25 protein-coding genes and 1 pseudogene are annotated in these 24,480 nt (G+C 65.0%); 16 read left to right on the forward strand and 10 right to left on the reverse strand.

What is annotated here, in order from left to right; genetic code table 11:
• The first annotated feature begins 1 nt into the window (after position 1).
• The 5 genes from ACNQQL_RS15870 (at position 2) to ACNQQL_RS15890 (ending at position 4,281) form a co-directional block, all read left to right on the forward strand.
• A complete protein-coding gene (locus ACNQQL_RS15870; RefSeq protein ID WP_347064667.1) occupies positions 2-874 on the forward strand; it encodes a hypothetical protein in 873 nt (290 codons plus the stop codon).
• A 504-nt stretch (positions 875-1,378) separates the two neighbouring features.
• Positions 1,379-3,040 (forward strand): malate dehydrogenase (quinone), encoded by a 1,662-nt coding sequence (gene mqo, locus ACNQQL_RS15875; RefSeq protein ID WP_347064668.1) that lies wholly within the window; start codon positions 1,379-1,381, stop codon positions 3,038-3,040.
• Positions 3,041-3,295: 255 nt separating this feature from the next.
• The gene (locus ACNQQL_RS15880) at positions 3,296-3,493 is read left to right on the forward strand and encodes a hypothetical protein (protein WP_072438116.1); all 198 of its coding nucleotides are present in this window, start codon (positions 3,296-3,298) and stop codon (positions 3,491-3,493) included.
• Positions 3,490-3,678: a hypothetical protein gene (locus ACNQQL_RS15885; protein WP_347064669.1), complete on the forward strand. Its 189-nt coding sequence runs from the start codon at positions 3,490-3,492 to the stop codon at positions 3,676-3,678. The genes ACNQQL_RS15880 and ACNQQL_RS15885 overlap by 4 nt, the downstream gene beginning before the upstream one ends.
• A gap of 12 nt (positions 3,679-3,690) precedes the next feature.
• The gene (locus ACNQQL_RS15890) at positions 3,691-4,281 is read left to right on the forward strand and encodes an acyl-homoserine-lactone synthase (protein ID WP_038635110.1); all 591 of its coding nucleotides are present in this window, start codon (positions 3,691-3,693) and stop codon (positions 4,279-4,281) included.
• A gap of 31 nt (positions 4,282-4,312) precedes the next feature.
• Here ACNQQL_RS15890 and ACNQQL_RS15895 read toward each other — a convergent pair whose 3' ends face one another.
• Positions 4,313-5,038, reverse strand: a complete 726-nt coding sequence (locus ACNQQL_RS15895; RefSeq protein ID WP_038635113.1) for an autoinducer binding domain-containing protein — start codon at positions 5,036-5,038, stop codon at positions 4,313-4,315.
• A 329-nt stretch (positions 5,039-5,367) separates the two neighbouring features.
• Between ACNQQL_RS15895 and dbpA the strand changes: the two genes are divergently transcribed.
• On the forward strand, positions 5,368-6,678 hold the full coding sequence (dbpA, locus tag ACNQQL_RS15900; RefSeq protein WP_347064670.1) for an ATP-dependent RNA helicase DbpA: 1,311 nt from the start codon (positions 5,368-5,370) through the stop codon (positions 6,676-6,678).
• A 56-nt stretch (positions 6,679-6,734) separates the two neighbouring features.
• Here the strand turns inward: dbpA and ACNQQL_RS15905 are convergent.
• Positions 6,735-7,582 (reverse strand): annotated as a pseudogene (locus ACNQQL_RS15905) (phosphate/phosphite/phosphonate ABC transporter substrate-binding protein).
• Positions 7,583-7,859: 277 nt separating this feature from the next.
• Between ACNQQL_RS15905 and ACNQQL_RS15910 the strand changes: the two are divergent.
• Both ACNQQL_RS15910 and ACNQQL_RS15915 read left to right on the forward strand, forming a co-directional pair.
• A complete protein-coding gene (locus ACNQQL_RS15910; RefSeq protein WP_347064671.1) occupies positions 7,860-8,885 on the forward strand; it encodes a fatty acid desaturase in 1,026 nt (341 codons plus the stop codon).
• A 244-nt stretch (positions 8,886-9,129) separates the two neighbouring features.
• Positions 9,130-10,332, forward strand: a complete 1,203-nt coding sequence (locus ACNQQL_RS15915; RefSeq protein ID WP_347064672.1) for a benzoate/H(+) symporter BenE family transporter — start codon at positions 9,130-9,132, stop codon at positions 10,330-10,332.
• Between the two features lie 43 nt (positions 10,333-10,375).
• Here the strand turns inward: ACNQQL_RS15915 and ACNQQL_RS15920 are convergent, their stop codons facing one another.
• Entirely contained in the window at positions 10,376-11,263 is an 888-nt protein-coding gene (locus ACNQQL_RS15920) for an NAD(P)H-binding protein (RefSeq protein ID WP_347064673.1), read from the reverse strand.
• An 88-nt stretch (positions 11,264-11,351) separates the two neighbouring features.
• Between ACNQQL_RS15920 and ACNQQL_RS15925 the strand changes: the two genes are divergently transcribed.
• Complete coding sequence (locus ACNQQL_RS15925; RefSeq protein ID WP_347064674.1) at positions 11,352-11,513, forward strand: hypothetical protein; 162 nt, start codon at positions 11,352-11,354, stop codon at positions 11,511-11,513.
• 154 nt (positions 11,514-11,667) lie between these two features.
• Here ACNQQL_RS15925 and ACNQQL_RS15930 read toward each other — a convergent pair whose 3' ends face one another.
• Both ACNQQL_RS15930 and ACNQQL_RS15935 read right to left on the reverse strand, forming a co-directional pair.
• Positions 11,668-12,036 carry an addiction module antidote protein gene (locus ACNQQL_RS15930; RefSeq protein ID WP_072438104.1) on the reverse strand — a complete coding sequence of 123 codons (369 nt, stop codon included), beginning with the start codon at positions 12,034-12,036 and terminating at the stop codon, positions 11,668-11,670.
• A 2-nt stretch (positions 12,037-12,038) separates the two neighbouring features.
• Positions 12,039-12,335: a type II toxin-antitoxin system RelE/ParE family toxin gene (locus ACNQQL_RS15935; protein WP_072438503.1), complete on the reverse strand. Its 297-nt coding sequence runs from the start codon at positions 12,333-12,335 to the stop codon at positions 12,039-12,041.
• A 74-nt stretch (positions 12,336-12,409) separates the two neighbouring features.
• Here ACNQQL_RS15935 and ACNQQL_RS15940 point away from each other — a divergent pair, with 74 nt between their 5' ends.
• Positions 12,410-12,541 (forward strand): PAAR domain-containing protein, encoded by a 132-nt coding sequence (locus ACNQQL_RS15940; RefSeq protein WP_072438102.1) that lies wholly within the window; start codon positions 12,410-12,412, stop codon positions 12,539-12,541.
• 105 nt (positions 12,542-12,646) lie between these two features.
• On the opposite strand, the gene ACNQQL_RS15945 is transcribed toward ACNQQL_RS15940, so the two are convergent.
• Complete coding sequence (locus ACNQQL_RS15945; RefSeq protein ID WP_347064675.1) at positions 12,647-13,564, reverse strand: AraC family transcriptional regulator; 918 nt, start codon at positions 13,562-13,564, stop codon at positions 12,647-12,649.
• A gap of 192 nt (positions 13,565-13,756) precedes the next feature.
• Between ACNQQL_RS15945 and ACNQQL_RS15950 the strand changes: the two genes are divergently transcribed.
• The gene (locus ACNQQL_RS15950; RefSeq protein WP_204422226.1) at positions 13,757-13,954 is read left to right on the forward strand and encodes a hypothetical protein; all 198 of its coding nucleotides are present in this window, start codon (positions 13,757-13,759) and stop codon (positions 13,952-13,954) included.
• 30 nt (positions 13,955-13,984) lie between these two features.
• On the opposite strand, the gene ACNQQL_RS15955 is transcribed toward ACNQQL_RS15950, so the two are convergent.
• Complete coding sequence (locus tag ACNQQL_RS15955; RefSeq protein WP_047901940.1) at positions 13,985-14,938, reverse strand: LysR family transcriptional regulator; 954 nt, start codon at positions 14,936-14,938, stop codon at positions 13,985-13,987.
• A 99-nt stretch (positions 14,939-15,037) separates the two neighbouring features.
• Here ACNQQL_RS15955 and ACNQQL_RS15960 point away from each other — a divergent pair, with 99 nt between their 5' ends.
• The 5 genes from ACNQQL_RS15960 (at position 15,038) to ACNQQL_RS15980 (ending at position 21,554) form a co-directional block, all read left to right on the forward strand.
• Positions 15,038-16,396, forward strand: coding sequence for an NAD(P)/FAD-dependent oxidoreductase (locus tag ACNQQL_RS15960; protein WP_347064676.1), 1,359 nt, complete (start codon positions 15,038-15,040; stop codon positions 16,394-16,396).
• A 324-nt stretch (positions 16,397-16,720) separates the two neighbouring features.
• Positions 16,721-17,155, forward strand: a complete 435-nt coding sequence (locus tag ACNQQL_RS15965; RefSeq protein WP_347064677.1) for a phosphatase — start codon at positions 16,721-16,723, stop codon at positions 17,153-17,155.
• A gap of 179 nt (positions 17,156-17,334) precedes the next feature.
• Positions 17,335-18,954, forward strand: a complete 1,620-nt coding sequence (locus ACNQQL_RS15970; protein WP_347064678.1) for a histidine-type phosphatase — start codon at positions 17,335-17,337, stop codon at positions 18,952-18,954.
• Between the two features lie 111 nt (positions 18,955-19,065).
• Positions 19,066-19,374, forward strand: a complete 309-nt coding sequence (locus ACNQQL_RS15975; protein ID WP_347064679.1) for a hypothetical protein — start codon at positions 19,066-19,068, stop codon at positions 19,372-19,374.
• 539 nt (positions 19,375-19,913) lie between these two features.
• Positions 19,914-21,554, forward strand: a complete 1,641-nt coding sequence (locus ACNQQL_RS15980) for an EAL domain-containing protein (protein WP_416392621.1) — start codon at positions 19,914-19,916, stop codon at positions 21,552-21,554.
• Positions 21,555-21,602: 48 nt separating this feature from the next.
• On the opposite strand, the gene kdgR is transcribed toward ACNQQL_RS15980, so the two are convergent.
• From kdgR to kduI, 3 genes are read right to left on the reverse strand one after another with little or no spacing between them, the layout of a single operon-like run.
• On the reverse strand, positions 21,603-22,499 hold the full coding sequence (kdgR, locus tag ACNQQL_RS15985; RefSeq protein WP_347064681.1) for a DNA-binding transcriptional regulator KdgR: 897 nt from the start codon (positions 22,497-22,499) through the stop codon (positions 21,603-21,605).
• A 59-nt stretch (positions 22,500-22,558) separates the two neighbouring features.
• On the reverse strand, positions 22,559-23,365 hold the full coding sequence (kduD, locus tag ACNQQL_RS15990) for a 2-dehydro-3-deoxy-D-gluconate 5-dehydrogenase KduD (RefSeq protein ID WP_347064682.1): 807 nt from the start codon (positions 23,363-23,365) through the stop codon (positions 22,559-22,561).
• 4 nt (positions 23,366-23,369) lie between these two features.
• Entirely contained in the window at positions 23,370-24,206 is an 837-nt protein-coding gene (gene kduI / locus ACNQQL_RS15995; RefSeq protein WP_347064683.1) for a 5-dehydro-4-deoxy-D-glucuronate isomerase, read from the reverse strand.
• Positions 24,207-24,480 lie beyond the last annotated feature (274 nt).

A 24,480-nucleotide genomic window follows, 5' to 3' on the forward strand; every position in this document is an offset into this window, starting at 1 on the left:
AATGCAGACGACCGCCGATGAACAGCGGGCCACGGTACGCAGCATTCTGAAAGAAGCGATGACGATCCTGCGCGATGACAAGCCGTATGATCCTCGGGATATGACCGTTGGAAAACTCTTTTCAACATGGACTCAGCAATCCGCGAAAGGCGCTCTTTATCGTTATGCCAATCGCGCCTTGTCTTCAACGACGATTGAACTTGTCACACGCACCGATCCGGAAGATTACAGCGATGACCGGTCGAAGGTGAAAATCGTTCCGGCAGAAATAAGAATTCGCCTTAGCCCGATGATTGCCGGTCTGCCAGACACGGAAATCAAGGCTCTTCTTCAATTGGAGGGCTTTTGGATTGACTCGGACGGAAATCGTGAATATGGCAACGAGATAATACCACGTCACCCGAGCATGCCCAATGCGCAGGACTTTCGTTATCGATCAAAAGATATTCCCGGAAGTAAATTCCCCATCGATGTCGAGCTTGGTTATGCAAACCCGTTGGATGGATCGTTGCCGCAAATGCTGAGTGTAGTCAGATTAAGTCGCGCCTACACGATTCTGACGCCCGAGAAACGCAAGCAGCGCCGCCTCGAAGAGCGGCAAGCCAAACGCCAGAAATATGGCGAAATGAACCTCTGCACGGGCATGCTGTGTCCGGAGACGGGGTTGTGGGAGGGATATCGCACGGTCTCCAGTTCGGACAAGTTGGTGGTCTACAAGGGCCAAAAATTTCCCAAGGTCCGCACATTGACGCCGCGCGAGGAACGCGAACAGCGACGGGTCACCGAGTTCGTAGCAGGCCAGTGGATGTGGCTAAGAGGGCAACACGACCATCCAGTATGGTGGGCGAGAGACCCGGAATCTGAAGAAGCATGAACCGAAGGGCGGGAAGTGCGTTCGAAGAATTTCTCGACTTTCCGGAAACTGCATGTCCTTTTTCTTGCGTCGAAACTCAACTTCCCACGCTTTTCCGGCGTCGCACACCCCGATTCCGGAAACCCGGACACGCGAAAAACCCCACAAAAACAAGGACATTTTTCGCGTGCGACACGGCAATCGACTTCGGTTATATTACGCGCCCCTTGCCACCCCGCCCCCGCCACACGCGTCGCGCGCGGCCTCTTTCCACGCAGCCTGAAGCGTCGTCCGCACCGGCTTGCCGCAGGGGCCCGGGCGCGTTGCGCGCCACCGCGACGCAGGTGATTGCCCGCCCGCAAGAAGCCGATCCGAAGGTGTCCTTCTCAACGGTTTCGCGTGCGCAAATGCAACGACGAGCAGCGTCGGTCCGGAATTCCGGAATCGCGATCCGGATCTCCGGATGCGCGTATCGGCCGCGATCGAAACGCTCGTCGGGCGGCATGGCAAACCGATGCATCCAAGTTGAAAAAGGGATCTGCTGTGATCAAAACGTTACGGGTAATACTGTCGGCGCTCGCGCTGTGCGTCGCCGCGTCGTCCGCGCACGCGGCCGATACGAAGAAGGTCGACGTCCTGCTGGTGGGCGGCGGCATCATGAGCTCGACGCTCGGCGTCTGGCTGCACGAGCTTCAGCCTGACTGGTCGATGACGATGGTCGAGCGCCTCGACGGCGTCGCGCTGGAAAGTTCGAACGGCTGGAACAACGCGGGCACCGGCCACTCGGCGCTCGCCGAACTCAACTACACGCCGGAAAAGGCGGACGGCAAGGTCGACATCTCGAAGGCCGTCGAGATCAACGAATCGTTCCAGATCTCGCGCCAGTTCTGGGCGTGGCAGGTCAGGCAGGGCGTGCTGAAGAACCCGCATTCGTTCATCAACTCGACTCCACACATGAGCTTCGTGTGGGGCGACGACAACGTCCGCTTCCTGAAGAAGCGCTACGAAGCGCTGCAGGCGAGCCCGCTGTTCCGCGGCATGCAGTATTCGGAAGACTACGACCAGATCAAGCAGTGGGTGCCGCTGATGATGGAAGGCCGCGACCGCAAGCAGAAGGTTGCCGCGACGTGGACGCCGATCGGCACCGACGTGAACTTCGGCGAGATCACGCGCCAGTTCGTCGGCTACCTGAAGACGCAGCCGAACTTCACGCTGTCGCTGTCGAGCGAAGTGCGCGAGATCTCGCGCAACGCCGACGGCACGTGGCACGTGTCGTGGGTCAAGCTGCATTCGGATGAACCGCCGCAATCCGTCGACGCGAAGTTCGTGTTCATCGGCGCGGGCGGCGGCGCGCTGCACCTGCTGCAGGCGTCGGGCATCCCCGAGGCGAAGGACTACGGCGCGTTCCCGGTCGGCGGCTCGTTCCTCGTGACCGACAACCCCGACGTCGTGAAGCAGCACCTCGCGAAGGCGTACGGCAAGGCGTCGGTCGGCTCGCCGCCGATGTCGGTGCCGCACCTCGACACGCGGATCATCGACGGCAAGAAGATCATCCTGTTCGGGCCGTTCGCGACGTTCTCGACCAAGTTCCTGAAGAACGGCTCGTATTTCGACCTGCTCACGAGCACCAACACGCACAACGTCGCGCCGATGATGCGCGTGGGCGTCGACGAATTCCCGCTGGTCCAGTACCTCGCCGGCCAGTTGATGCTGACCGACGACGACCGCTACAACGCGCTGAAGGAATACTTCCCGAACGCGAAGAAGGAAGACTGGCGCCTGTGGCAGGCCGGCCAGCGCGTGCAGATCATCAAGCGCGACCCGGTGAAGGGCGGCGTGCTGAAGCTCGGCACCGAGATCGTCAGCTCGCAGGACGGCAGCATCGCGGGCCTGCTCGGCGCGTCGCCGGGCGCGTCGACGGCCGCGCCGATCATGCTGAACCTGATGAAGAAGGTGTTCAAGGACAAGGTCGCGACGCCCGAGTGGCAGCAGAAGATCCGCCAGATCGTGCCGAGCTACGGCACCAAGCTGAACGACAGCCCGGCGAAGGTCGTCGAGGAATGGACCTACACGAGCGGCGTGCTGCAGCTCGCGCCGCCGCCGAAGATCGACGTCGACGTGCCGTCGCAGGCGACGGGCACCGCACCGGCTCGCCCGGCGAAGGCGTCGGCCGACATGGCGCTGTAAGCATCGAACGCCGCCGCGCCGCACGACACGGCCGCCCTCCGGGGCGGCCGTTTTTCATGGCGCGCACGGGCGGCGTCGCCAGCTTCCGCTAGAATTGCGGCACGCGCGACCCCGTGTCGCCGCACGATCCATCATCCGCATCGACGCAGTCCAAGCGACCGCCGGTGCGGCCCGCGCCCGAGCCGCGCGAGCGCCGCACACCGTTGCCGCGCCCGCCCGGGCGCGCCACCAACCGAATTCAGCTGGAGAAAGACCGTGTTTACCTGCAGAAACCAGAGCTGCGGCACGCAGTGGGAAACGTCCGACGTCGTCATCAAGGACGAGGGCCAGGGGCTGCTGTTCCGCTGCCCGCTGTGCGGCGCGCGCAACTATCTCGAGCGCTTCGAAGCCGACGACGGCACGATCGTCTACGAACAGATGGAAGGCCGCCCTTACCTCGGAGACCTGGAATGACCCAACCGACCGCAGCGCCCTTCAGCGCGCTGCCGCTGACGCCCGCCACGCTCGCCAACCTCGCGCAGCTCGGTTATGTCGACCCCCCAACGAATGGCTTGACCTCGATTCCACCGAAGCCCCTACCAGATCTTGCAGGTGCCAAGCCTGTGCAAGTCCTCTATAAAACTGCACTCCATCCCTAAGGAACCCCAGCAATGCACATGGAAGAGCACACACTGAGCGAAATGGACGATGAGCTGAAACTCATGCTCGGCCGCTTTCGGCACGAACAATTCGTCGAGAAACTCGGATGGCGGCTGCCCGCCCATCCGAGCCAGGCAGGTTGTGAATGGGATCAATACGACACCGAACACGCCCGCTACCTCCTGGCGTTCAATGCAGACCGCGCCATCGTTGGCTGCGCCCGGCTGATTCCCACCACGCTCCCCAACCTGCTTGAAGGGGTGTTCAGCCATGCCTGCGCCGGGGCGCCGCCCAAGCATCCAGCCGTCTGGGAAATGACTCGCTTCACCACCTGCGAACCGCAATTGGCGATGCCGTTGTTCTGGAGAAGCCTCAAGACGGCCGCCCTGGCGGGCGCAGAGGCCATCGTCGGGATCGTCAACAGCACCATGGAGCGCTATTACAAAATCAACGGAGTCCACTACGAACGGCTGGGCCCGGTCACGGTGCACCAGAATGAGAAAATCCTCGCCATCAAACTCTCGGCCCACCGCGAGCACCATCGCAGCGCGGTCGCACCGTCAGCCTTCATGTCCGGCACATTATTGAAAGAGACAGCTTGATACGGGCCGAGTCGTCCTTTTTGAATGCCCCTCAGATATAGCCCATCGCGACTGCGTAAGACACTGCCTGCACGCGGTTACTGGCGCCGATTTTGCGCTGGATGTTGCGGTGATGGTAATTCACGGTATCGGTGCACACCCCCATGATCACGCCGATTTCCTCCGAGGTCTTGCCGTCGGCCGTCCAGCGCAGCACATCACATTCCCTCCCACTGAACGCCACGCCCGTATTGAAGACACGCACGTCGCTCTCCAGCTCGGAAATTTTCTCGTGGGCCGCGGCGGCAAAGGCTCTGGTCACCGGCTTCAAGGCTTCAAATTCCTGAAGGCTGATGGGGTTGTTCTTGCGCGCCAGGCTTAACACCCCGACCCTCCCCTGGGCGTTGAACGAGGGTTGTGCCAGGCCGTGGCATAAATGTGAATCCTTGGCTTCAGACCACAGGTCCGCGCATCCCCGGAACAACTCATTGCTCCATAGAATGGGGGCCGACGAGACTTTGCTGTGCTTCACCGTGGGATCGATCACCGCGTAGTTAGCCGCCTGATATCGCTGCACCCAGTCCTCGGGGTAATTGCCGTACATATAAGTCCTGGGCCGCATGAACGGGGTCACGCTGCACATGCCGTAGGCAAAAAAATCAAACCGTAGTTCGCGCAAGGCCCTCAACGCGACAGCCGTAAACTCCTGCATATCCATGGTTCGCGCAAAGATACTATAAAAGTACGCATCCCATCCCAACTGCTGCCCTAATTCCATTTTGAGCACCACTAAAGTTGAAAACAGGCCGTTAGACTAGACCAACCTGAATCTCTGTCAACAAGCAAAATCACATCGTCATAGAAGGCTTTGCGCTAGCACTAGATTCATTGCGCCTAATCCAACCAACTACTTAGAACATTGCATCCCGGCGATGTTAGTAAGCCATTACCGCCTCTCAGCCGACGAATGAACCTGCCTCTTCACAATAATGCAACAGTTCATTCGGTGGGCTGCAGCCAACCCGTTCATACGCTAATCACTACAAGATCTGGTAGTCCACCCCCAAGAAACGCAGGTGTATAAACAACACCCGCTCAGCACCGCCAATGACGCCGATCCAGGCCGCGAGCCTGCCGATCGCGCTGGCCGGCCAGGACCTGATCGCGCAGGCGAAGACGGGCAGCGGCAAGACCGCCGCATTCTCGCTCGCGTTGCTGTCGCGCCTCGACGCGCGCCGCTTCGACGTACAGGCGATGATCCTGTGCCCGACGCGCGAGCTCGCCGATCAAGTCGCGCAGGAAGTGCGCCGCCTCGCGCGCGCCGAGGAAAACGTGAAGGTGCTGACGCTGTGCGGCGGCACGCCGATGCGCCCGCAGGCGCAGAGCCTCGAGCACGGCGCGCACATCGTCGTCGGCACGCCGGGCCGCATCATGGATCACCTCGATCGCGGCAACCTGAAGCTCGATGCACTGAACACGCTCGTGCTCGACGAGGCCGACCGGATGCTCGACATGGGCTTCTTCGACGACATCGCGAAGGTCGCGCGGATGTGCCCATCGACGCGCCAGACGCTGCTGTTCTCCGCGACCTATCCGGACGGCATCGTGAAGCTGAGCCAGCAGTTCCTGCGCAATCCGAAGGAAGTGAAGCTCGAGGAGCGTCACGACAACAGCAAGATCCGCCAGCGCTTCTATGAAGTGACCGAGAACGAGCGGCTGCACGCGGTCGGCCAGTTGCTGAACCACTACCGCCCCGTGAGCACGATCGCTTTCTGCAATACGAAGCAGCAGTGCCGCGACCTGCTCGACGTGCTGCATGCGCAGGGCTTCCACGCGCTCGCGCTGCACGGCGAGCTCGACCAGCGCGAGCGCGACCAGGTGCTGATCCAGTTCGCGAACCGCAGCTGCTCGGTGTTGGTAGCAACCGACGTCGCCGCGCGCGGGCTCGACATCGCGCAGCTCGAAGCGGTGATCAACGTCGACGTGACGCCCGACCCGGAAGTGCACGTGCACCGCATCGGCCGCACGGGCCGCGCCGATCAGGACGGCTGGGCGCTGAGCCTCGCGAGCATGGACGAGATGGGCCGCGTCGGCGCGATCGAGCAGGCGCAGAAGCGCGAAGTCGAATGGCATCCGCTCGCCGAGCTGAAGCCGGCCGGCGACGATACGCTGCTGCCGCCGATGGAAACGCTGCAGATCCTCGGCGGACGCAAGGACAAGATCCGCCCGGGCGACGTGCTCGGCGCGCTGACCGGCGATGCAGGGTTCGACGGCAAGCAGATCGGCAAGATCAACGTGACCGAGTTCTCCACCTATGTCGCGATCGAGCGCGGCGTCGCGCACGACGCGCTGCGCAAGCTCAATGCGGGGAAGATCAAGGGCAAGCGGGTCAAGGTCCGGTTGATGGACGAGGAATGACGGGATGCGGCGCGGACGGTCGCACCGTTTCGCGCCGCCCGGCACTTGCCCGCACCTCACGCCAGTTCCGGATACCCGTGCGCGGCGGCCTCCCGCGCAAACCGCGCAATCGTGTCGTAGTCGTCCGGCGAAAGCCGTTCGAATCCCTTCAATCTCAGCATGCGCGAGCGTTCCGCATCGGCCGCGACCGCGCGATCGAGCGCATCCTGCAATGCGGCGACCTGCCTTTCCTCCAGGGCCCGCGAGGCGATAAACGGCAGCCCCGGCGCGGATGCCGTCGTGCCGATGATCCGGATCTCCTTCAGCAATTCGGGCAGCGCGTCGCGCACATACGCGAACGTTACGCAGTCGATCGCCGCACAATCGGCCTCGCCCGACGCCAGCGCACGCAACACGTTCAGATGCGAGCCGAACGGCGTGACCGACCCGAAGAATCTTCCGTCGTGCGCATGCGGCGCGACCGCGTGCCGAAACGCGTTCATTCCGCTGTGCGAATCCCCGCCATTGAATGCGGCCCGCAGCCCGCGACAGGCGGCAAGCGTGGTCGCGCCGCCCGCGTGCGCGCGGGCCGACACGACCAGCACGCTGCGGTAGCGTGCCTCCTGGCAGCCGTCCGCGTCGAAAACCGGTGTCGCGATCAATCTCACGGTGTCGCGCAAGCCAAGCATCCGATACGGATAGCCGCAGGTCTGCGACAGCAGCAGATCGTCGCGTCGCCACAGCGCGTGCAGGTCATCGAACGGTTCGTCGGGCAGCACGACGTCCGCCGGGCCGCCCGCGTTCGCGAACGCATCGAGCGCGTCGCGCAGCAGCGCGCGCCACAGCACGGCGTGGCGCGGCGTCACAGCACGGCGTGGCGCGGCGTCACGTTGTACATCGGCAGTTCTGCGATCCATTGGCTCATGCGCGCATTCTACGCATCGGCGCAGGCGCCGCGGAACCCGGTTCGATCGCACGAAAACGGGCACCGCACGCACCGCGGCGGCCTGAAAGCTTATCGGCCGCGCGACGATAAGCAAATGCAAATCGATTGGTTGGCCATGCCGCGCCATCCCGGTAACGTCCCGATGCCTGCTCCCGCATCGCCGCCGCGCGCATGCCGGGCAAGCCGACCGTGATCCGCGAGACACCCGAGCATCCGGGCCGGCTGCACGCCGCCCGTTCCATCCCGCTTCAGCACCATGGCCGAATACTTCGACGTCGACCACGCGCGCGCGATCGCCGCGCTCGACGCCCGCTTCACCGCCCGCACCGAATGGCCGACCTGGCTGCTGATCGTCGCGATCTACGGCGGCTGGCTCGCCGTGCTGCTGCTCGTGCGCGCGCAGCACCTGTCGCTCGCGGCCGCGACGCCGCCGCTGATCCTGCTCGGCGCGTGGCACCTGTCGCTGCAGCATGAGCTGCTGCACGGCCATCCGACACGTTCCGCCTTCGTGAACAAGCTGCTTGGCTATCCGCCGCTGACGGTCTGGTATCCGTACGCGCTGTATCGCGACACGCACCTCGACCATCATCGCGACGAAGACCTGACCGTGCCCGGCGTCGATCCCGAAACGAACTACGTATCGCGCGAACGCTGGGCTCGGCTGCCGCGCTGGCGTCGCGCGCTGACGGTCGCACGCACGACCTTCGCCGGGCGGCTCGTCGCCGGGCCGCCGCTCGCCATCGCCGCGACATTCGCCGATGCGTTCGTCGCGTTCCGGCGCGGCGACTTTCGCTACCTGCCGATGTGGGCGACGCACGCTTCATGCGTGGTCGCGCTGCTCGCGTGGCTGCAACGAGCGATCGGCGTGCCGTGGTGGTACTACCTGCTGGCAGTCACGTGGCCCGCGCTGTCGCTCGCGATGATCCGCTCGCTGTACGAGCACCGCGCCGCACGGCATCCGAAGGCGCGCATCGCGATCAACGAAGCCGGCTTCGCGATGCGGCTGCTGTACCTGAACAACAACTATCACCTCGTCCATCACGACCTGCCGAAACTGCCGTGGTACGACCTGCCGCGCGCGTACCGGATGCGGCGCGACGCGTATGCGGAAAAGTGCGGCGGCTTCGTGATCCGCGGCGGGTATCGCGAGCTGCTGGCGCGCCACGCGTGGACGCCGACCGATGCGCCCGTGCATCCGTTCGATCAGGGCACGGCATCGCCGTCGACGGGTGGCGGGGTGAAGGTGGCGGTGGTCGACAAGGTGCTGCAGATCAGTACGTGACGTTCGACGGCGCCGCACGTCGTAGTGAAGCCGCCCGATTCGACGATACAGGCGCAAGGCCGCACGCCATGCCGATCCGTCCGCGCCGGCGCGGATTCCTTACGAAATGCCGACAAGGCAGAGGCGCGTCGGCGAATTGCCAATCGCGTAGGCAATGCCCAGAATGGCGGGTCATCCGGGGTTCGCAAAACAAGCCATTCGCCCCGGCTCCGCCCGTGGCCGGGCATCCCACTCTCCGACGACGATGCAACCGAACACCCCGCCCGGCGCGATCCGCGCGATCGGCAACGACTGGTCCGTTTCCGCGATCACCGCGGGGTTTCTCGCGGTGCTGATTTCCTACGCGGGCCCGCTCGCGATCTTCTTCCAGGCCTCGCAGGCGGCTCACGCGTCGAACGCGATGGTGTCGTCGTGGGTCTGGGCGATCTCGATCGGCGCGGGCGTATCGGGCCTGTTCGCGAGCTGGAAGCTGAAGGTGCCCGTCGTGACCGCGTGGTCGGCGCCCGGCACCGCGCTGCTCGTCGGCCTGTTTCCGCAACTGACGCTCAACCAGGCCATCGGCGCGTACATCACGGCCGCGCTGATCATCCTGCTGATCGGTGTGACCGGCTATTTCGACCGGCTCGTGCGCCACATTCCGCGCGGCATCGCGTGCGGGATGATGGCCGGCATCCTGCTGCCGTTCGGCACGCATGCGTTCGCCGCCGCATCGGAACAGCCTGCGCTCGCGTTCGGGATGATCGCGGCCTACGTGATCTTCAAGCGTCTGCTGCCGCGCTACAGCATCGTGCTCGTGCTGCTCACCGGCGCCGCGCTCGCGACCCTGCTCGGCATGACGCATCTCGGCAACGTGTCGCCGAGCGTCGCGCGGCCGATCTTCATCTCGCCCGAATGGACGCTCGGCACGACGCTCAGCCTCGCGCTGCCGCTCGTCGTCGTCAGCCTCACCGGCCAGTTCCTGCCGGGGATGACGATCCTGCGCGTGTCCGGCTATCACACGAGCGCGCGCCCGATCATCACGGCGACCAGCGTGATGTCGCTCGTCGTCGCGTGCTTCGGCGGGATCACGATCGTCGTCGCGGCGATCACCGCCGCGCTCTGCACGGGCAAGGACGCGCACGAGGATCCGGACCGGCGATACGTCGCCGGGCTCGCGAATGGCGCGTTCTACCTGATCGGCGGACTCTTCGCGGGCACGATCGTCACGGTGTTCTTCGCGTTGCCGAAGGCGTTCGTCGCGATCCTCGCGGGGCTCGCGCTGATCGGCGCGATCGGCGCGAACGTGCACGGGATCTTCGAGGACGAGAACCACCGCGAAGCGTCGGTGATCACGTTCCTCGCGACCGCGTCGGGGATGACGTGGCTCGGGCTCGGCGCCGCGTTCTGGGGGATCGTGATCGGGTCGCTTTCGTATGTGGTACTGAACAAGGTGCGGCGCCCCGCGTGATACACGTTGCGACCGTCATGCATGCCGCTCGGCGCCGCTGCGATCATCGCGCGTGCTGGCGCACCAGTTGCGCGAGCGCGTCCGCCAGCGTCGTCGTGCCGTAAAGCCGCTCCGACACGCCGGCCTCGACGTCGATCTGCCCGGCGTTGTGCACGTCGTACAGATCGACGATCAGTTGTGCATGGCGTTCGCTGAGGCCCGCGCGCAGCAGCGTCTCGTTCCAGGTGTCGCGCGGCAACTCGTGCGCGACGATCGCGCGGCCGGCCGCCGTGCCGAGCGTATCCGCGATCGCCGTCACGCTCACCCGCCGCGGCCCTTCGATGCTGACGATGCGCGGCCTGTTGCCGCCTTCGGGCGCATCGAGCAGCAGCCGCGCCGCGACGACGCCTACATCGGGCGCCCAGACCGTCGGAAATACCTTGGCCACCGGATGATGAAAGCTCGGCAGCACACCGGTACCGAGCGCGACCGGCAGGATCCGCGTCCAGTTCTGCAGATGCTCGGCCGAACGCAGCAGCGTCAGTTGCGTCGGGATCGTCCTGAGCCGTTCCTCGAAGTGATGAAAGAGGCGCGTGATGCCCGTGTTGCCGTCGCGCTCCGCGCCGTAGTCCGACAGCGCAAGCAACGCCGCCGGCGGGTTCGCGGCGAGCGCGGCGGTCGCGACGTCGATTGTCCGCTCCATCGTCGCGGCAGGATCGGGGTCGGCGACGGGCACCGGGCATAGCATCTGCACGGCCTGCGCGCCGTCGATCGCCGACGCGACCGCGCGCTCATCCGTCAGCGCCGCGATCGCCACGTCGCAGCCGAGCTGCGCGAAACGCTCACGATGGCGCACGTCGTGCAGCACCGCGCGCACGGGATGGCCTGCGTTGCGCAAGGTTGTTACGGTCGACAAACCGACGTTGCCTGATGCACCGAAGATCACGAACACGATCTGCTCCTGGGGGATGAAGGTGTGGTGATTGTCTGCATGCGCGGCCGGGACGGCGCGCAGGGAGGGATGATTCGGACAGGAAAGGATGAAGGATTGTGTGGTGGTGGCGGCGACGCGTATTGCCCGCTTCGTTGCCGCTCACTTTGAATCGTACGGTCTGCCGATGACGGACAGCGACACGCCTGTGATGAATGAACCGTTCACGCAGAAGGCATTGCGGCTCAACAGGCCGACGGTGCAGCGGTAAGTGCGCCGTTGCAGTCGCGTTTTCTGCATTTGAACGACTGGCACGGCGAAGAAATTGTGAGCTTTGATCCGTACGCCATCCCGCCGGCAACGCCGGCTGGATGAACGCGCGTGGGCCGGTGCGTTACGGTATGGGCACCGGCCGCCAATGACCGCTATGCGTGCGCCGCCGGGCGAGCGCGCGAGCGCGCACGCGTTGGTGCGGGAGCAGGCGCCGACGCCGATTCGGCCGCTGGCGCGGCCGGAGCTACGGTCAGGTGCAATCCCAGCGCGCTGACAACCTTCATGATCGTTGCGAATTCGGCGTTTCCACCTTCCGACAGTGCGCGGTAGAGCGCTTCACGCTTCACGCCAGATTCGCGCGCCAGCGCCGTCATACCGCGTGCCTTCGCGACATTCCCGAGCGCGGCCTGGATCAGCCGCGGATCCCCATCTTCGAACGCTTGCGCCAGGTAGTGACGAATCGTTTCCTCGTCCTTCAGGTACTTCGAGCCGTCGAATTCGGCCAGTTCGCTTATTTTCATACTCAATCCTCCAGTTCGCCGGCGATTTGCTTCGCCACCCTGATGTCCTTCTTCTGGGTCGACTTGTCCCCACCGCACAACACCACGACGATGATTTTCCCGCGTCGCACGAAGTAGGCTCGATATCCCGGCCCTACATCGATCTTCATTTCGTTGACGCCGTCGCCGACTGCCCGCCATTGGCCGAGGTTGCCGAGCTTTGCCCGCTCGATGCGCAAGTTGATCGCCGCGCAACCGACAGGGTCGCGAAGCCCATCGAGCCATTCATCAAATTGGGGAGTGGTCAGGACTTTGAACATGAAGCCATTGTAACCCATAGGGGACAATTTGGCTGCCGAATTTTCTCAATCTCACGCTCGCTGGTCCAACATGGTTGGTCCTGGGACATGCCGTTGCACGCACTGGAGATCGGTGCACACGCCCGCTGCACGGCGCTTGCGTGATCGACGAAGGCGCCACAGATTTCAGCGTCGACGGCAAGCCAGCCGCATCCGACGGGCACTAGACTCCATGCGCGCGACGTTAAGCTCTTCGAGCTGCTACTCCAGACGAACATAAACCGCGCAGCAGATCGAGCATCAGAGCTCGATCCCGGCGAGAGAATCGACACTCACACGTCGCCCCCGCTACCCTCACCACCATAAGCCAGCCGCAGCCCGCCCCGAGCCCCCGACCGCACAATCTCCATCGGCGTCGCGCCCAGCACGCGATTCATCCAGTTCGCCATGTGGCTCTGATGCGCGAACCCCGCTTCGAGCGCGATCTGGCTGATGCTGAGCCGGCCTTCGAGCAGCAGCGCCTTCGCGCGCTCGACCCGGCGCCGCACGACGTACTGGTGCACGGGCATCCCGAGCGTTTCGCGAAACAGCACCTTGAAATGCGGCACGCTGATCGACACGAGTGCCGCGAGTTCGGCAAGCGTCAGGCGCCGGTCGAGGTTCGCTTCGACATAATCGATCACGCGCGCCGCCGCTTTCGGCGCAAGCGAGCGCCGGCGCTCGCGGAACGCCGGCTGGCCGTCGACCAGCCTCGCGACGAGCGCCGTGCACAGGCTTTCGGCGTAGAGCGGGTCCGACGCGTCTTCCGCTTCGAGCTCGGCGGCCATCGCCCACGCGATATGCTGCAGGCGCGGATCGCGCACCTGCAGCCGGCGGCGGATCTGCGCCTGCGACGGCTTCAGTTCGAGGTGCTCGATGGTGCGCCGCACGAACGTGTCGCTGAGCATGATGTGCAGGATCCGGCAGTCGGCGCTGTCGGTCCACTGGCCGGGCAGGCCGGCCGGAATCACGTCGACGTCGCCATGCGCCTGGATGCGCGACACACGCTCGCCGTCGCACACGCAGTCCGCGCGAACGGGCCCGCCGATGTGCACGCCGATGCGGTGATGGTCGGCCGCCGGAATCCGGTACGTGCCGGCGCGAATGTCGAGCAACGCCGCGCCGAAGCCCCGCCAGCCGAGCCCGCGGCTGGAACGCAGGCTGACCGGCACGCCGTTGTCCGGCGGCGCGGCAAGAATCGCATCGCTCATGGCTTGGCTCCACCAGATCGTGTATCGAACGCGCATTGTGACGCGTTTTCGGCCGGCGTGCCGGGCCTGCGGGGGCTGTATCCGGACGGACAGAAAAAGATCATCCGTTTCTGCTCAGGACGATCCTTGCGTGCGCGCCGGCAGGCGACGCGACGCTTACGATCGCACCATCCGACACCTACGGAGACCGTCATGCCCCATTGCTGTCCGCAACGCGCCGCGCTCACCGCGCCATCGCCGTCCTCTGCCACCCGCCCTTCATCCGGCCCGCGTTCCCGCAACGCCAGCACCGCCATCGCCGCCTGGTGCCTGCGTATCGTCGGCTGGTATCGGCTCGAACGGCTGCTCGCGTCGATTCCCGACAGCAACGACGACTTCGGGCTAGTCTGACCGAGCGGCCGCCCGGCCGACGTCATCCACCTACTTGCGCCGCCGCTCGTGCGGCGCCACCGTCGCGCCGTCGATCACCGGCGCGCCCTGCTTGATCAGGAAGTCGCGAAACAGCCCCGTCACCTGCGAGATTCGCCGGTCGGCGAGCGTGACCACATACCATTCGCGCTCGATCGGGTTGCCGGGGAACGGCAGTTGCCCGAGCAGCCCCGTGCGCAGTTCGAGTGCACATGCGTGCAACGACAGGAACGCAATGCCGAGCCCCGCTTCGGCCATCTGCTTGATGGCCTCGTTGCTCGACAATTCGGACCCCACATGGAAGCGGTAGCCGGCCGTCTTGAACAGGCTCTCGACGGTCGAGCGCGTGCCCGCACCGCGTTCGCGCACGAGCAGGTGCGCGGATTCGAGATCCTTCAGCGCGACGCGCTTGCGCTGCATCAGCGGATGGCCGGGTGCCGCGACGAACACCATCGGATGCTTCGCGAACTCGACCGCGTGCGTGCGCAGCTCCTTCGGCGCGCTGCCCATCACCGCGAGATCGATTTCATGCGTCGCGAGCATGCGGATGATGTCGTCGCGGTTGCCGACCTTGAAATACGTCTTCACATGCGGGCGCGTCGCGGTGAATTTGACGAGCAGCGGCGGGATCAGGTACTCGGCCGTCGTGATCGCGCCGATCCGCAGCGTACCGCCGAGATCGCCTGTCAGCGCGGCCACTTCGTCGCCGGCCTCGCTCCACAGATGCAGGATCTCGCGCGCATAGCGCGACACGATCTCGCCGGCCGCGGTCAGCTGCACGCCGCGCCCCACCCGCTGCAGCAACGCGGCGCCCACGGCCTCCTCGAGCAGGCGAACCTGCAGCGACACGGCCGGCTGCGTCAGGTTCAACTCCTCGGCCGCGCGCGACACGCTGCCGAGCCGCGCAATCATGTCCAGCGCCTTCAACTGCCGGAACGTCGCGGTCTTTCCTATAAGTGAATACATATGAGTCGCTTATAAACATTAAATTGTTCGACTGGGTTCGAAACTATATCGTCGGTTCTTGAGCAATGTCATCCGAATCGTCATCAGCGGGAGCCCAACATGGACAACATCACGCCCAACCTTGCAACGGACCGCGCGCCGCGCATGCCGCGCATCGTGATCGTCGGCGGCGGCGCCGGCGGCCTGCAGCTCGCCACGCGTCTCGGCGATACGGTCGGACGCCGCGGGCAAGCCGAAGTCGTGCTCGTCGATCGCTATCCGACGCACTTCTGGAAGCCGTTGCTACACGAAGCCGCATCGGGCCATCGCGACCCGGCATCCCACACGATCGAATACGCGGCGCAGGCCAAGCGCCACGGCTTCCGCTTCGTGCAGGGCGCGCTGCAGCAGGTCGACCGCGCGGCACGCACGGCGACGATCGCGGGCGTGCAGGACGCGGACGGCACGGAAATCCTGCCGCAGCGCGAGCTCGGTTATGACGATCTCGTGCTGGCGGTCGGCAGCGTGACGAACTTCTTCAACGTGCCGGGCGCCGCACGCCATGCGCTGCCGCTCGAAAACCTCGACCAGGCCGAGGATTTCCGCCGCAAGTTTCTCGCGGCCTGCACGAAGGCGAATCATCAGGCCGAGCAGCATCCGGCGAAGCGCGCGGCGCCGATCTGCATCAACGTGATCGGTGCGGGCGCGACGGGCGTCGAGCTGGCCGCCGCGCTGCGGCACGCGATCCAGCAACTGACGACGTACCGCTTCAAGGCGCTGGTGTCCGCGCGCGACGTGCACATCCGGCTGATCGAAGGCGGCCCGCGCATCCTGCCGGCGCTCGACGCGCGGCTGTCCGCGAAGATGCATGCGCAGCTTCGCGCGCTGAACGTCGACGTGCTGACCGATACGCGCGTCGCGGAAGTGAGCGCCGATGCCGTGACGACCGCGACGGGGGAACGGCTCGAGAGCGACATCACGATCTGGGCGGCCGGCGTCGCGGGGCCTGCGATCCTGCGGGAGATCGGCGACATCGCGCTCAATCGCTCGAACCAGGTGATCGTGACCGACACGCTGCAAACGCCCGACGATCCGCACGTGTATGCGTTCGGCGACTGCGCCGCGTGCCCGTCGGCCGGCGCGAGCGGCTTCCTGCCGCCGCGCGCACAGGTCGCGCACCAGCAGGCCGTGTATCTGGTCCATGCATTCGCACGCCGCGTCGCCGGCAAGCCGGTGGCCGGCTTCACGTTCCGCGATGCGGGCACCGTCGTGTCGCTCGGGCACGCCGGCGCCGTGTACCAGGCCGACCTCGGCGTGCGTTCGCGCTCGCTGATCGTCGACGGGCTCGCCGCGATCGGACTGTACAAGTTCCTGTACCGCAAGCACCTGTTCAGCGTGTACGGCACGAAGCGCGCGCTGTTCCAGTCGCTGAGCCACTGGCTGCAAAGCCGCAACCAGCCGTCGATCAAGCTGCACTGATCGCCTGCCGACACGCGACAGCGCATGACGGCGTATCGGGCACGCATCGCCCGATACGCCGTTTTTTTCACATGCATATGACCGGTGCATGCGCAACGTGCGCGAGTTTGGTGCATCACATTGAAAGCTGTCGATACGATGCATTGCGTGAAAAAACATTGCGCGACACGCATCCCGCGCCCACGCTGGCTCACAACCCGATTCATTAGTCGAATCGTATGAGTCGGATAAAAATATTAATTGGTTGCATATTCCGGATCGACGCTAAGGTGTGTGGCATTCCCGTCGGCGAACGGATCATCACGTTTCTGAAGAGGAATCACCGTGGTTATCGAAGCCATCGTCACCCGTCTCGACGCTGCATTCGCACAGATCGAAGCAACACCGGATTCGCGCGAATCGCGCCATCAGCGCGACGCAATCATCCAGTGGCTCGTCCGTGCGTCGGAAGAAGGATATCGACTCGGTCTCGTCACGACGCTGCCGGCCGCACGGCTCAGCGACATGTTCGAAGGCCAGTTCGGCCGCGCGAACCTCGACCGCTTCTCGGTCGTCGTCACTGACGCCAATCAGCAGGACTCCGGATCAAACCAGCATCCTTTCGACGTGGCGCTTCAAGCGCTCGGCGTGCCGCCCGAACGTGCGGTGGCGATTGCGAGCAGCGAACCCGAACGCCGCGAAGCCGAGCATTTCGGTCTGTCGCGCTGCGTGAACATTACCGATACGGTGCGCTCGATCGCATCGGCCGGCCTGCACTGAACGCCGGCACACGGGCCGGCGGCAGCCGGCCATCGTCGATCGGGCCGCAATCCGACGATTGCCCGACTCGATCCTGACATTCCGCCGTCAAAGTCGCTTGCAACACTTCCGGGCTCGACCGATCTCTCCCGGAAACGGAACGACGCGATACCGCATCGTCCCGCCCGTTACACGCCACGATGACACGCCCGACCCACACCACCGCCGCACTCGCAATCGCCTGCCTGCTGCTTGCCGCCTGCGGCGGGGAAACCTCGACACCGCCCGCCACGTCGACCGACAACAGCGGCTCGACGCCCACACCGCAGCCGCAACCTCAGCCAACGCCGGTTCCCGCAACCTACTACCAGACGAAGACGCCGTACCGCCCGCAGCAGGACGCCGCGACGTACGAAGCGCCGCCCGCCGGCTACGCGCCTGTCTACGCCGAACTCGTCGCACGCCACGGCTCGCGCGGGCTGTCGGGCTTCAAGTACGACGGCGCGATCTACGCGATGCTGGTCAAGGCCGAGGCCGACGGCGCGCTGACCGCGCTCGGCGCGCAGCTCAAGGCCGATACGTACGCGATGATGAAGGCCAATGCGCTGCTCGGTTACGGTGTGCCGGGCATCTCGACGCCCGGATACGGCAATCTCACGCAAACCGGCATCCGCGAACACCAGCAGCTCGCCGCGCGTCTCGCGCAGCGGCTGCCCACGCTGTTCTCGGCGGGCAACCGGCAGGTTGTCGTCGTCAACTCGGGCCAGGATCGCGCGGTCGACAGCTCGACGTTTTTCTCCGCGGCGCTCGTCGCCGCGCAGCCGGCGCTGGCCGCCGCGATCATGCTGCCGGCCGCGCCGTCCGGCTATCCGGCGAACGCACCGGCCGCGCAGCCGGCCGGCACCAACCGCTTCCTGCTGTATTTCCATTCGCTGAAACCGGCCACCGATCTCGTGACCGATGCGAGCGATCCGAACTACGCGACCTATCAGGCAAGCCAGGCCTACCAGGCCTACGCGAACGACGCGACGGTGGCCGCGAAGCTGAAGGCGATCAAGGCCGCACCGCAAGCGGCCGACGTTGCGCTAACGGTGCTGTCCGCGCTGGTGTCGCCGGCATTCATCGCGAAGCTCGGCACCGACGGCTACACGTTCGCGAACACGGGAACCCATGCATTCACGTCGGCGGACGGCAAATTCACCAACACGCTGAAGGGCGACGGCAAGACGAAGATCGCGACGGCCGTCGATGCGGCGAACGTGCTGTACAACCTGTTGCAGATCGCGCCTGCGATGAAGGCGGAAACCGGCGGCGTCACGATGGAGAAATACATCGGCGCGGAGCAGGCGCAGTATCTGGCCTATCTGCAGGATGCCGAGGACTACTACCAGAAGGGGCCCGGCATCCAGGAAGCGAACCCCGTCACGTACCGGATGGCGAAGGTGCTGCAGGACGACTTCTTCGGCGAAGTCGACGCGATCGCGCGCGGCGACCTGACCCGCGCCGCGAAGCTGCGCTTCACGCATGCGGAGATCGTGATTCCGTTCGCGTCGATCATGAACCTGAAGAACGTGTTCGTGCCGACGCCGCAGGCGCAGACCTATACCTATGCGAACAACCCGTGGCGCGGCGACCAGGTGTCGCCGATGGCCGCGAACGTGCAGTGGGATGTCTATCGCAACGGGTCGCGGCTGATCGTGAAGATGCTGTACAACGAGCGCGAGACGGATTTCCAGGCCGCGTGCGACGGCGCGAAGATCGCGCCGGGCAGCCACTTCTATGATTACGCGGGGCTGAAGCAGTGTTACGGGTATCAGTGATGTGACGCGCGGTGCACGCGTCGCGCGCGGATGAGAGGATGAGCGGGGCGCCGCGGCATCGACGAACTCGCGTCCGCCCGCGCTGTCGAACATGCATCGCCGGAGATTCCCATGAAACGCGTTGCCGCTGTCGCTGTCCTGACCCTGCTTGCCGCCGTCAGCTTGCCGGCAGCCGCCGGCGCATCATCGTCCGGCGCCGATGCGCCGGTTCCGGTTCAAGCAAACGCAAAAAATTGCGTCCCGTCCCGAGACGCCGCGCACACCCCCCGCTTCCCGTCGAAGGCGCCGCCGATCCGCGTATGCGTCGGCGATTCCGACACGCAACTGAACCTGCCGTGGTTCCTGACCAATGTCCTCACCGCGGTCGACACGCACCAGTCGCCCGGCGACCTGCTTCACAAGATGCGCAACGATTTCTGAATCGCGGCCGGTGCGACGCGCCGGCACCTCATCGATCATCCGACCAGACCGCTTCAGCACCTGCATGGACGTGCCTGCGATACCGGCCCGCATCGCGGGATCGGCACTGCGATCGAGCGGCCCCGGCCATTCCTGTCGTTCACCTTTCGACAGCAGCGACCACTCATGCACCCGGCATCGAATCGACGAAAACCGCGCCGCGCAGAAATATTTCCTGTCGAGATGTAATCACAAAATTACACCATTTGTTGAATAACAATATTCCGGAATCTCGCGTCGCGCCTTATACTTGGCGCGCACCATCCTCGTGCCAAGAGAAGGTGTCTTTCGTCCCGGCCGCACGACCCTGTGGCCGGGGTTTTTTTTCGGTGTGCTCCGTCAACGTACATGCGCAACAGGCACATGTCATGGACGCGAGCCGCGGGATGAATGGCCGATCGCGAGGTGCTGCCGCCCATGGCCCTCGCGACCGTTGAATCGATTAGCATCGGGATATCGGCGCGCGCGCGCCGTATTTATTGCCGGACCCGGCATGACGCATGCTTGCCGTTTGCGCATCGACCGGTTCGGCCTGCGTCTCCATGCGAACAACACGAAAGGCAACTGCGGGAATGTCGGCGCTCACGCCAGGCTCTAAGCCAGTTTTCCAGCGCAGCGGCGCGTGGCCGCGGGTTGTCTTTTTCGTTGCGCTAATCGTTTGCGTGCTCGTGCCGACCTTGGCGATCGTGCTTGCCGATCGCTACGCGCGCGATGCCGTCACCACTCACGAGCGCGTCACCGCGAACGATATCGTGGCATCGGTGGACCGCATCCTCGACGGCGTTCGTCTGCGACATGCGGACGAACTGACCGCGCTCGTCGGGCGGCCATGCGCGACGATATTCCGGACGCTGGCCGAAGTGGGCACTCGCCTGCGCTACCTGCGTGCCGTCGGGTTGGTGAACCACGGTCGCGTCACGTGCTCGTCGGCGCTCGGCGCGATCGACGTGCCGCTCGACGCATACACGCGCGAGCCGGAACCGGGATCGACAATCGTCACGCTGTTGCGCCAGACACCGTTTCAGCACGGCATTCCGGCGCTGTCCGTGTTTCGCGCCACCGCGCGCGGCGCAGGTGTTCTCTACCTGATCGAAGGCGACTACGTGGCCGACGCGCTCGCGCGCGGCGCCCATCACGGCACGGAAACCGCGATGCTGTCGATCGCAGGTTCGGGCCATCTCGACCAGCATGGAAAGTACGCGCCGGAATCGGACGCGGGCCTCGCAGACGGAAGCATGATCGCGTCGCACCGATGGCCGTTCACGGTGTCGGTCGCCGCGTCGACGCACTACGCGTCGCAGGTCCAGCGCCACTATCGGTTGATCTGCATGACGATCGCGCTGCTCGCCGATGGCCTCGTGATGGCCGCCTACCTGCTGGCGATGGCGCCGCGGCGGCTGTTGCTGAAGGCCGTTCGCCAAGCGCTCAGGCGCAACGAGTTCCATGTCGTGTACCAACCGATCGTCGACGTCCGGACGTGCAGGACAGTCGGCGTCGAGGCGCTGCTGCGCTGGCACCATCCGAAATGGGGGGCAATCAGCCCGGCCCTGTTCATCCCGCAGGTCGAATCGAGCACGATCCTGCCGAAGGTGACCGAATTCGTGCTGCGGACGGCAGTGTCCGAATTGACCGCGCTGACGCCGTCCGTGCCGCTGCGCATCGCCGTGAACGTCTCGCCGAAGGATCTCGAAAGCGCGCGATTCGTGTCCATCGTCGACGAAGCAATCCGCTCGCTGCCGCCCGGCTTTACGCTGGTACTCGAAGTCACCGAGCGCATCCTGCTCGAAAAGAACGCACGGACCACCGCGATATTCCATGCGCTCAGGTCGAAAGGCGCGAAGTTCGCGATCGACGATTTCGGCACGAATCACAGCAATCTCGACATGCTGTCGCGCTTTCCGTTCGACTACGTGAAGATCGATCGCCAGTTCATCGCACGACTGAGCGATGGCGGCGCAGGGCTGATCGAGGGGATCGCCGCCGTCGCGCATTACTACGGCTTGAAGATCATCGCCGAAGGCGTGGAGACCGAAGCACAGCATTGCGCGCTGGAGGCGATCGGGATTCAGTATGCGCAAGGCTACCTGTATCAATGGCCGCAGCGGGCGGCGAACCTGAGGCGCGATTGCGCATGGGCGTAGCGGCGTTGCCGCCGAGGTGTGCGGCCATATTGCGCGCACCTCGAACGCTCAATCCTGCGCGACCGCCGCCCGCTCGATGCCGGCCGCTTCCGGGCGATGCCCGAGCCGCGCCGAAATCGCCTGCCCCGATTCCTTCAGCAATGCGATGTAATGCGCCTTCGTATCCGCGCCGCAGCGCATCGTCGGAAACGAAATCGACAGCCCCGCGATCACGCGGCCGAAACGATCGAACACGGGCACGGCAAGACACATCAGGCCGTCTTCCTGTTCTTCGTTATCCTCGCCGTAGCCCTGCTGCCGCACATGCGGCAGGATGCTCGTCACCGCGTCCGCCGACGACAGCGTCTTCGCGGTCGACTTCCTGAATTCGATGCCGGCCAGCACCGCGCGCGCCTCGTCGGGCGACATCCACGCGAGCAGCACCTTGCCGATCGCCGTGCTGTAGAGCGGATTGCGCCGGCCGATCCGCGACTGCATGCGCAGCCCGTAATCGGCGTCGATCTTGTGGATGTAGATGATCGCGTCCTCGTCGAACGCGCCGAGGTGCACGGCTTCGCGCGTCAGTTGCCCGATGCGGCGCATCTCGAGATCGGCCTCGCGCACGAGGTCCACGCTCTCCAGCGCCTTGCTGCCGAGCTCGAACAGCCTGATCGTCAGCCGGTAGCGGTCGGTCTCGCCTTCCTGCGCGACATAGCCGAGCGTCTTGAGCGTTTGCAGGAAGCGATGGACCGTCGTCTTCGACATGCCGAGCTGTTGCGACAGCTCGCTGATGCCGATCTCGCGGCGATCGCCGAGCGCCGCGAGGATCGTGAAAACCTTCCCGACGGCCGCGACCGAATCGACCTTCTCCACGGCGCCGGCCGCCGACGGGTCGGCCGCCGGACGGCCGGCCCGCGGTGCCATGTTCGCCTGATCGCGCTTGCGCTGCGTGGGCGTTGCTGTCATGTCCGTGAATCCATGAGATGCGAATCGAGAGAGCATAACGCGTCCGCCGCGCGATACGGTCAGCGCGCGAGCCACCCGCCGTCGACGGCGAGCGTGTGGCCGTGCACGTAGTCCGACGCACGCGATGCGAGGAACACGGCCGCGCCCGCGAGATCGTCGGGCACGCCCCAGCGGCCAGCCGGGATGCGGCCGAGGATTTCGTCGCTGCGCCGAGTGTCCTCGCGCAGCTGCGCGGTGTTGTCGGTCTCCATGTAGCCGGGCGCGATCGCGTTCACGTTGATGCCGCGCGCGGCCCATTCGTTCGCGAGCAGCCGCGTGAGGCCCAGCACGCCGCTCTTCGACGCCGTGTACGACGGCACGCGGATGCCGCCCTGGAACGACAGCATCGACGCGATGTTCACGATCTTGCCGCCGCGCCCCTGCCGCAACATCTGCCGCGCAACCGCCTGCGACAGAAAGAACACGCTCTTCAGGTTCACGTCGACGACGGCGTCCCAGTCCGCCTCGGTGAAATCGAGCGCGTCGCAGCGGCGGATCATGCCCGCGTTGTTGACGAGGATGTCGACGTGACCGAACGCATCGACCGCGCCGCCGACGATCCGCTCGACCGGCTCCAGCGTCGACAGGTCCGCGCGCACGTCGACGAAGCGCCGCCCGGCCGCTGCGACGCGTGCCGACGTCGCATCCGGCGCCGAGCGGTTCGCACCGACGATGTCGCAGCCGGCCGACGCGAGCGCGACAGCCATCGCCGCGCCGAGCCCCGTGTTGCAACCGGTGACGATCGCGACCTTGCCGGTCAGGTCGAACAGGCCGGCGAACGCGGAACGCGCATCGGCGGAAGGAAGATCGGGGTTGTCGCGTTTCATGGTGTCAGCGCAGGTCGGCGACGGCGATATGGTCCATGTCCTTGAACACCTGGTTCTCGCCGACCATCCCCCAGATGAACGTGTACGCCTTCGTGCCGACGCCCGAGTGGATCGACCAGCTCGGCGAGATCACCGCCTGCTCGTTGTGCACGACCACGTGGCGCGTTTCCCGCGGTTCGCCGAGCATGTGGAACACGGCCGCATCGTCGGCGAGGTTGAAGTAGAAATACACCTCCATCCGGCGCTCGTGCGTATGGCACGGCATCGTGTTCCACAGGCTGCCCGGCTCGAGCTTCGTCATCCCCATCGACAACTGGCACGTGGGCAGCACGTCGGGCACGATGAACTTGTAGATCGTGCGGCGATTGCTCGTCGCCGCATCGCCGAGCGTTTCGGGCAACGCCTGCGCAAGCGTGATGGTGCGCGTCGGATACGCGGTGTGCGCGGGCGCGCAGTTCACGTAGAACTTCGCGGGATGCGCGCGATCGTCGCTGCCGAATACAACGCCCTGCCCGCCTTGCCCGATGTAGATCGCCTCCTCGGTACCCACCGCGTGACGCTGCCCGTCGACCTCGACCCAGCCGGGCCCGCCGATGTTGATCGCGCCCAGTTCGCGCCGCTCCAGCAGATGGCTCACGCCCATCGCGGCGCCGAGCGACGCGGGCACCTCGACCGGCCGCGTGGCCGGCCACGCGCCGCCGACGATGATGCGGTCGATATGGCTGTAGGTGAGCGACAGCGCGTCCGGCGCGAACAGGTTTTCCACCAGGAAATGCCGGCGCAGGCCGGCCGTATCGAGCGCTTTCGCGTGTTCGCTGTGTATGCCCTGCCGCACTTCCATGCCGGTTCTCCGTGGGGGATGGACACGCCGCCGATGCCTGTGCGGCCGACGGTCATACGATGAATTGAAGCACAAATTTTGCAGATTCGGAACGACGAACCGAATTCTTCGCGTCGCGCCACTGTGCAATTAATCCATTTTTTATCAGCAATTTATTGAATTACGGGTATACGACTATCCGACAAATTCATAAAAACGGACCGACGTTCCGAATCATGTCCTATAGTCAGTCAGCAGACATCATTTGACAACGGGACGCATCGACGTCCGCGGA

The sequence above is a fragment of the Burkholderia sp. LFS061 genome (assembly GCF_047978125.1).
In the GTDB taxonomy this organism is placed as follows: domain Bacteria; phylum Pseudomonadota; class Gammaproteobacteria; order Burkholderiales; family Burkholderiaceae; genus Burkholderia; species Burkholderia pyrrocinia_C.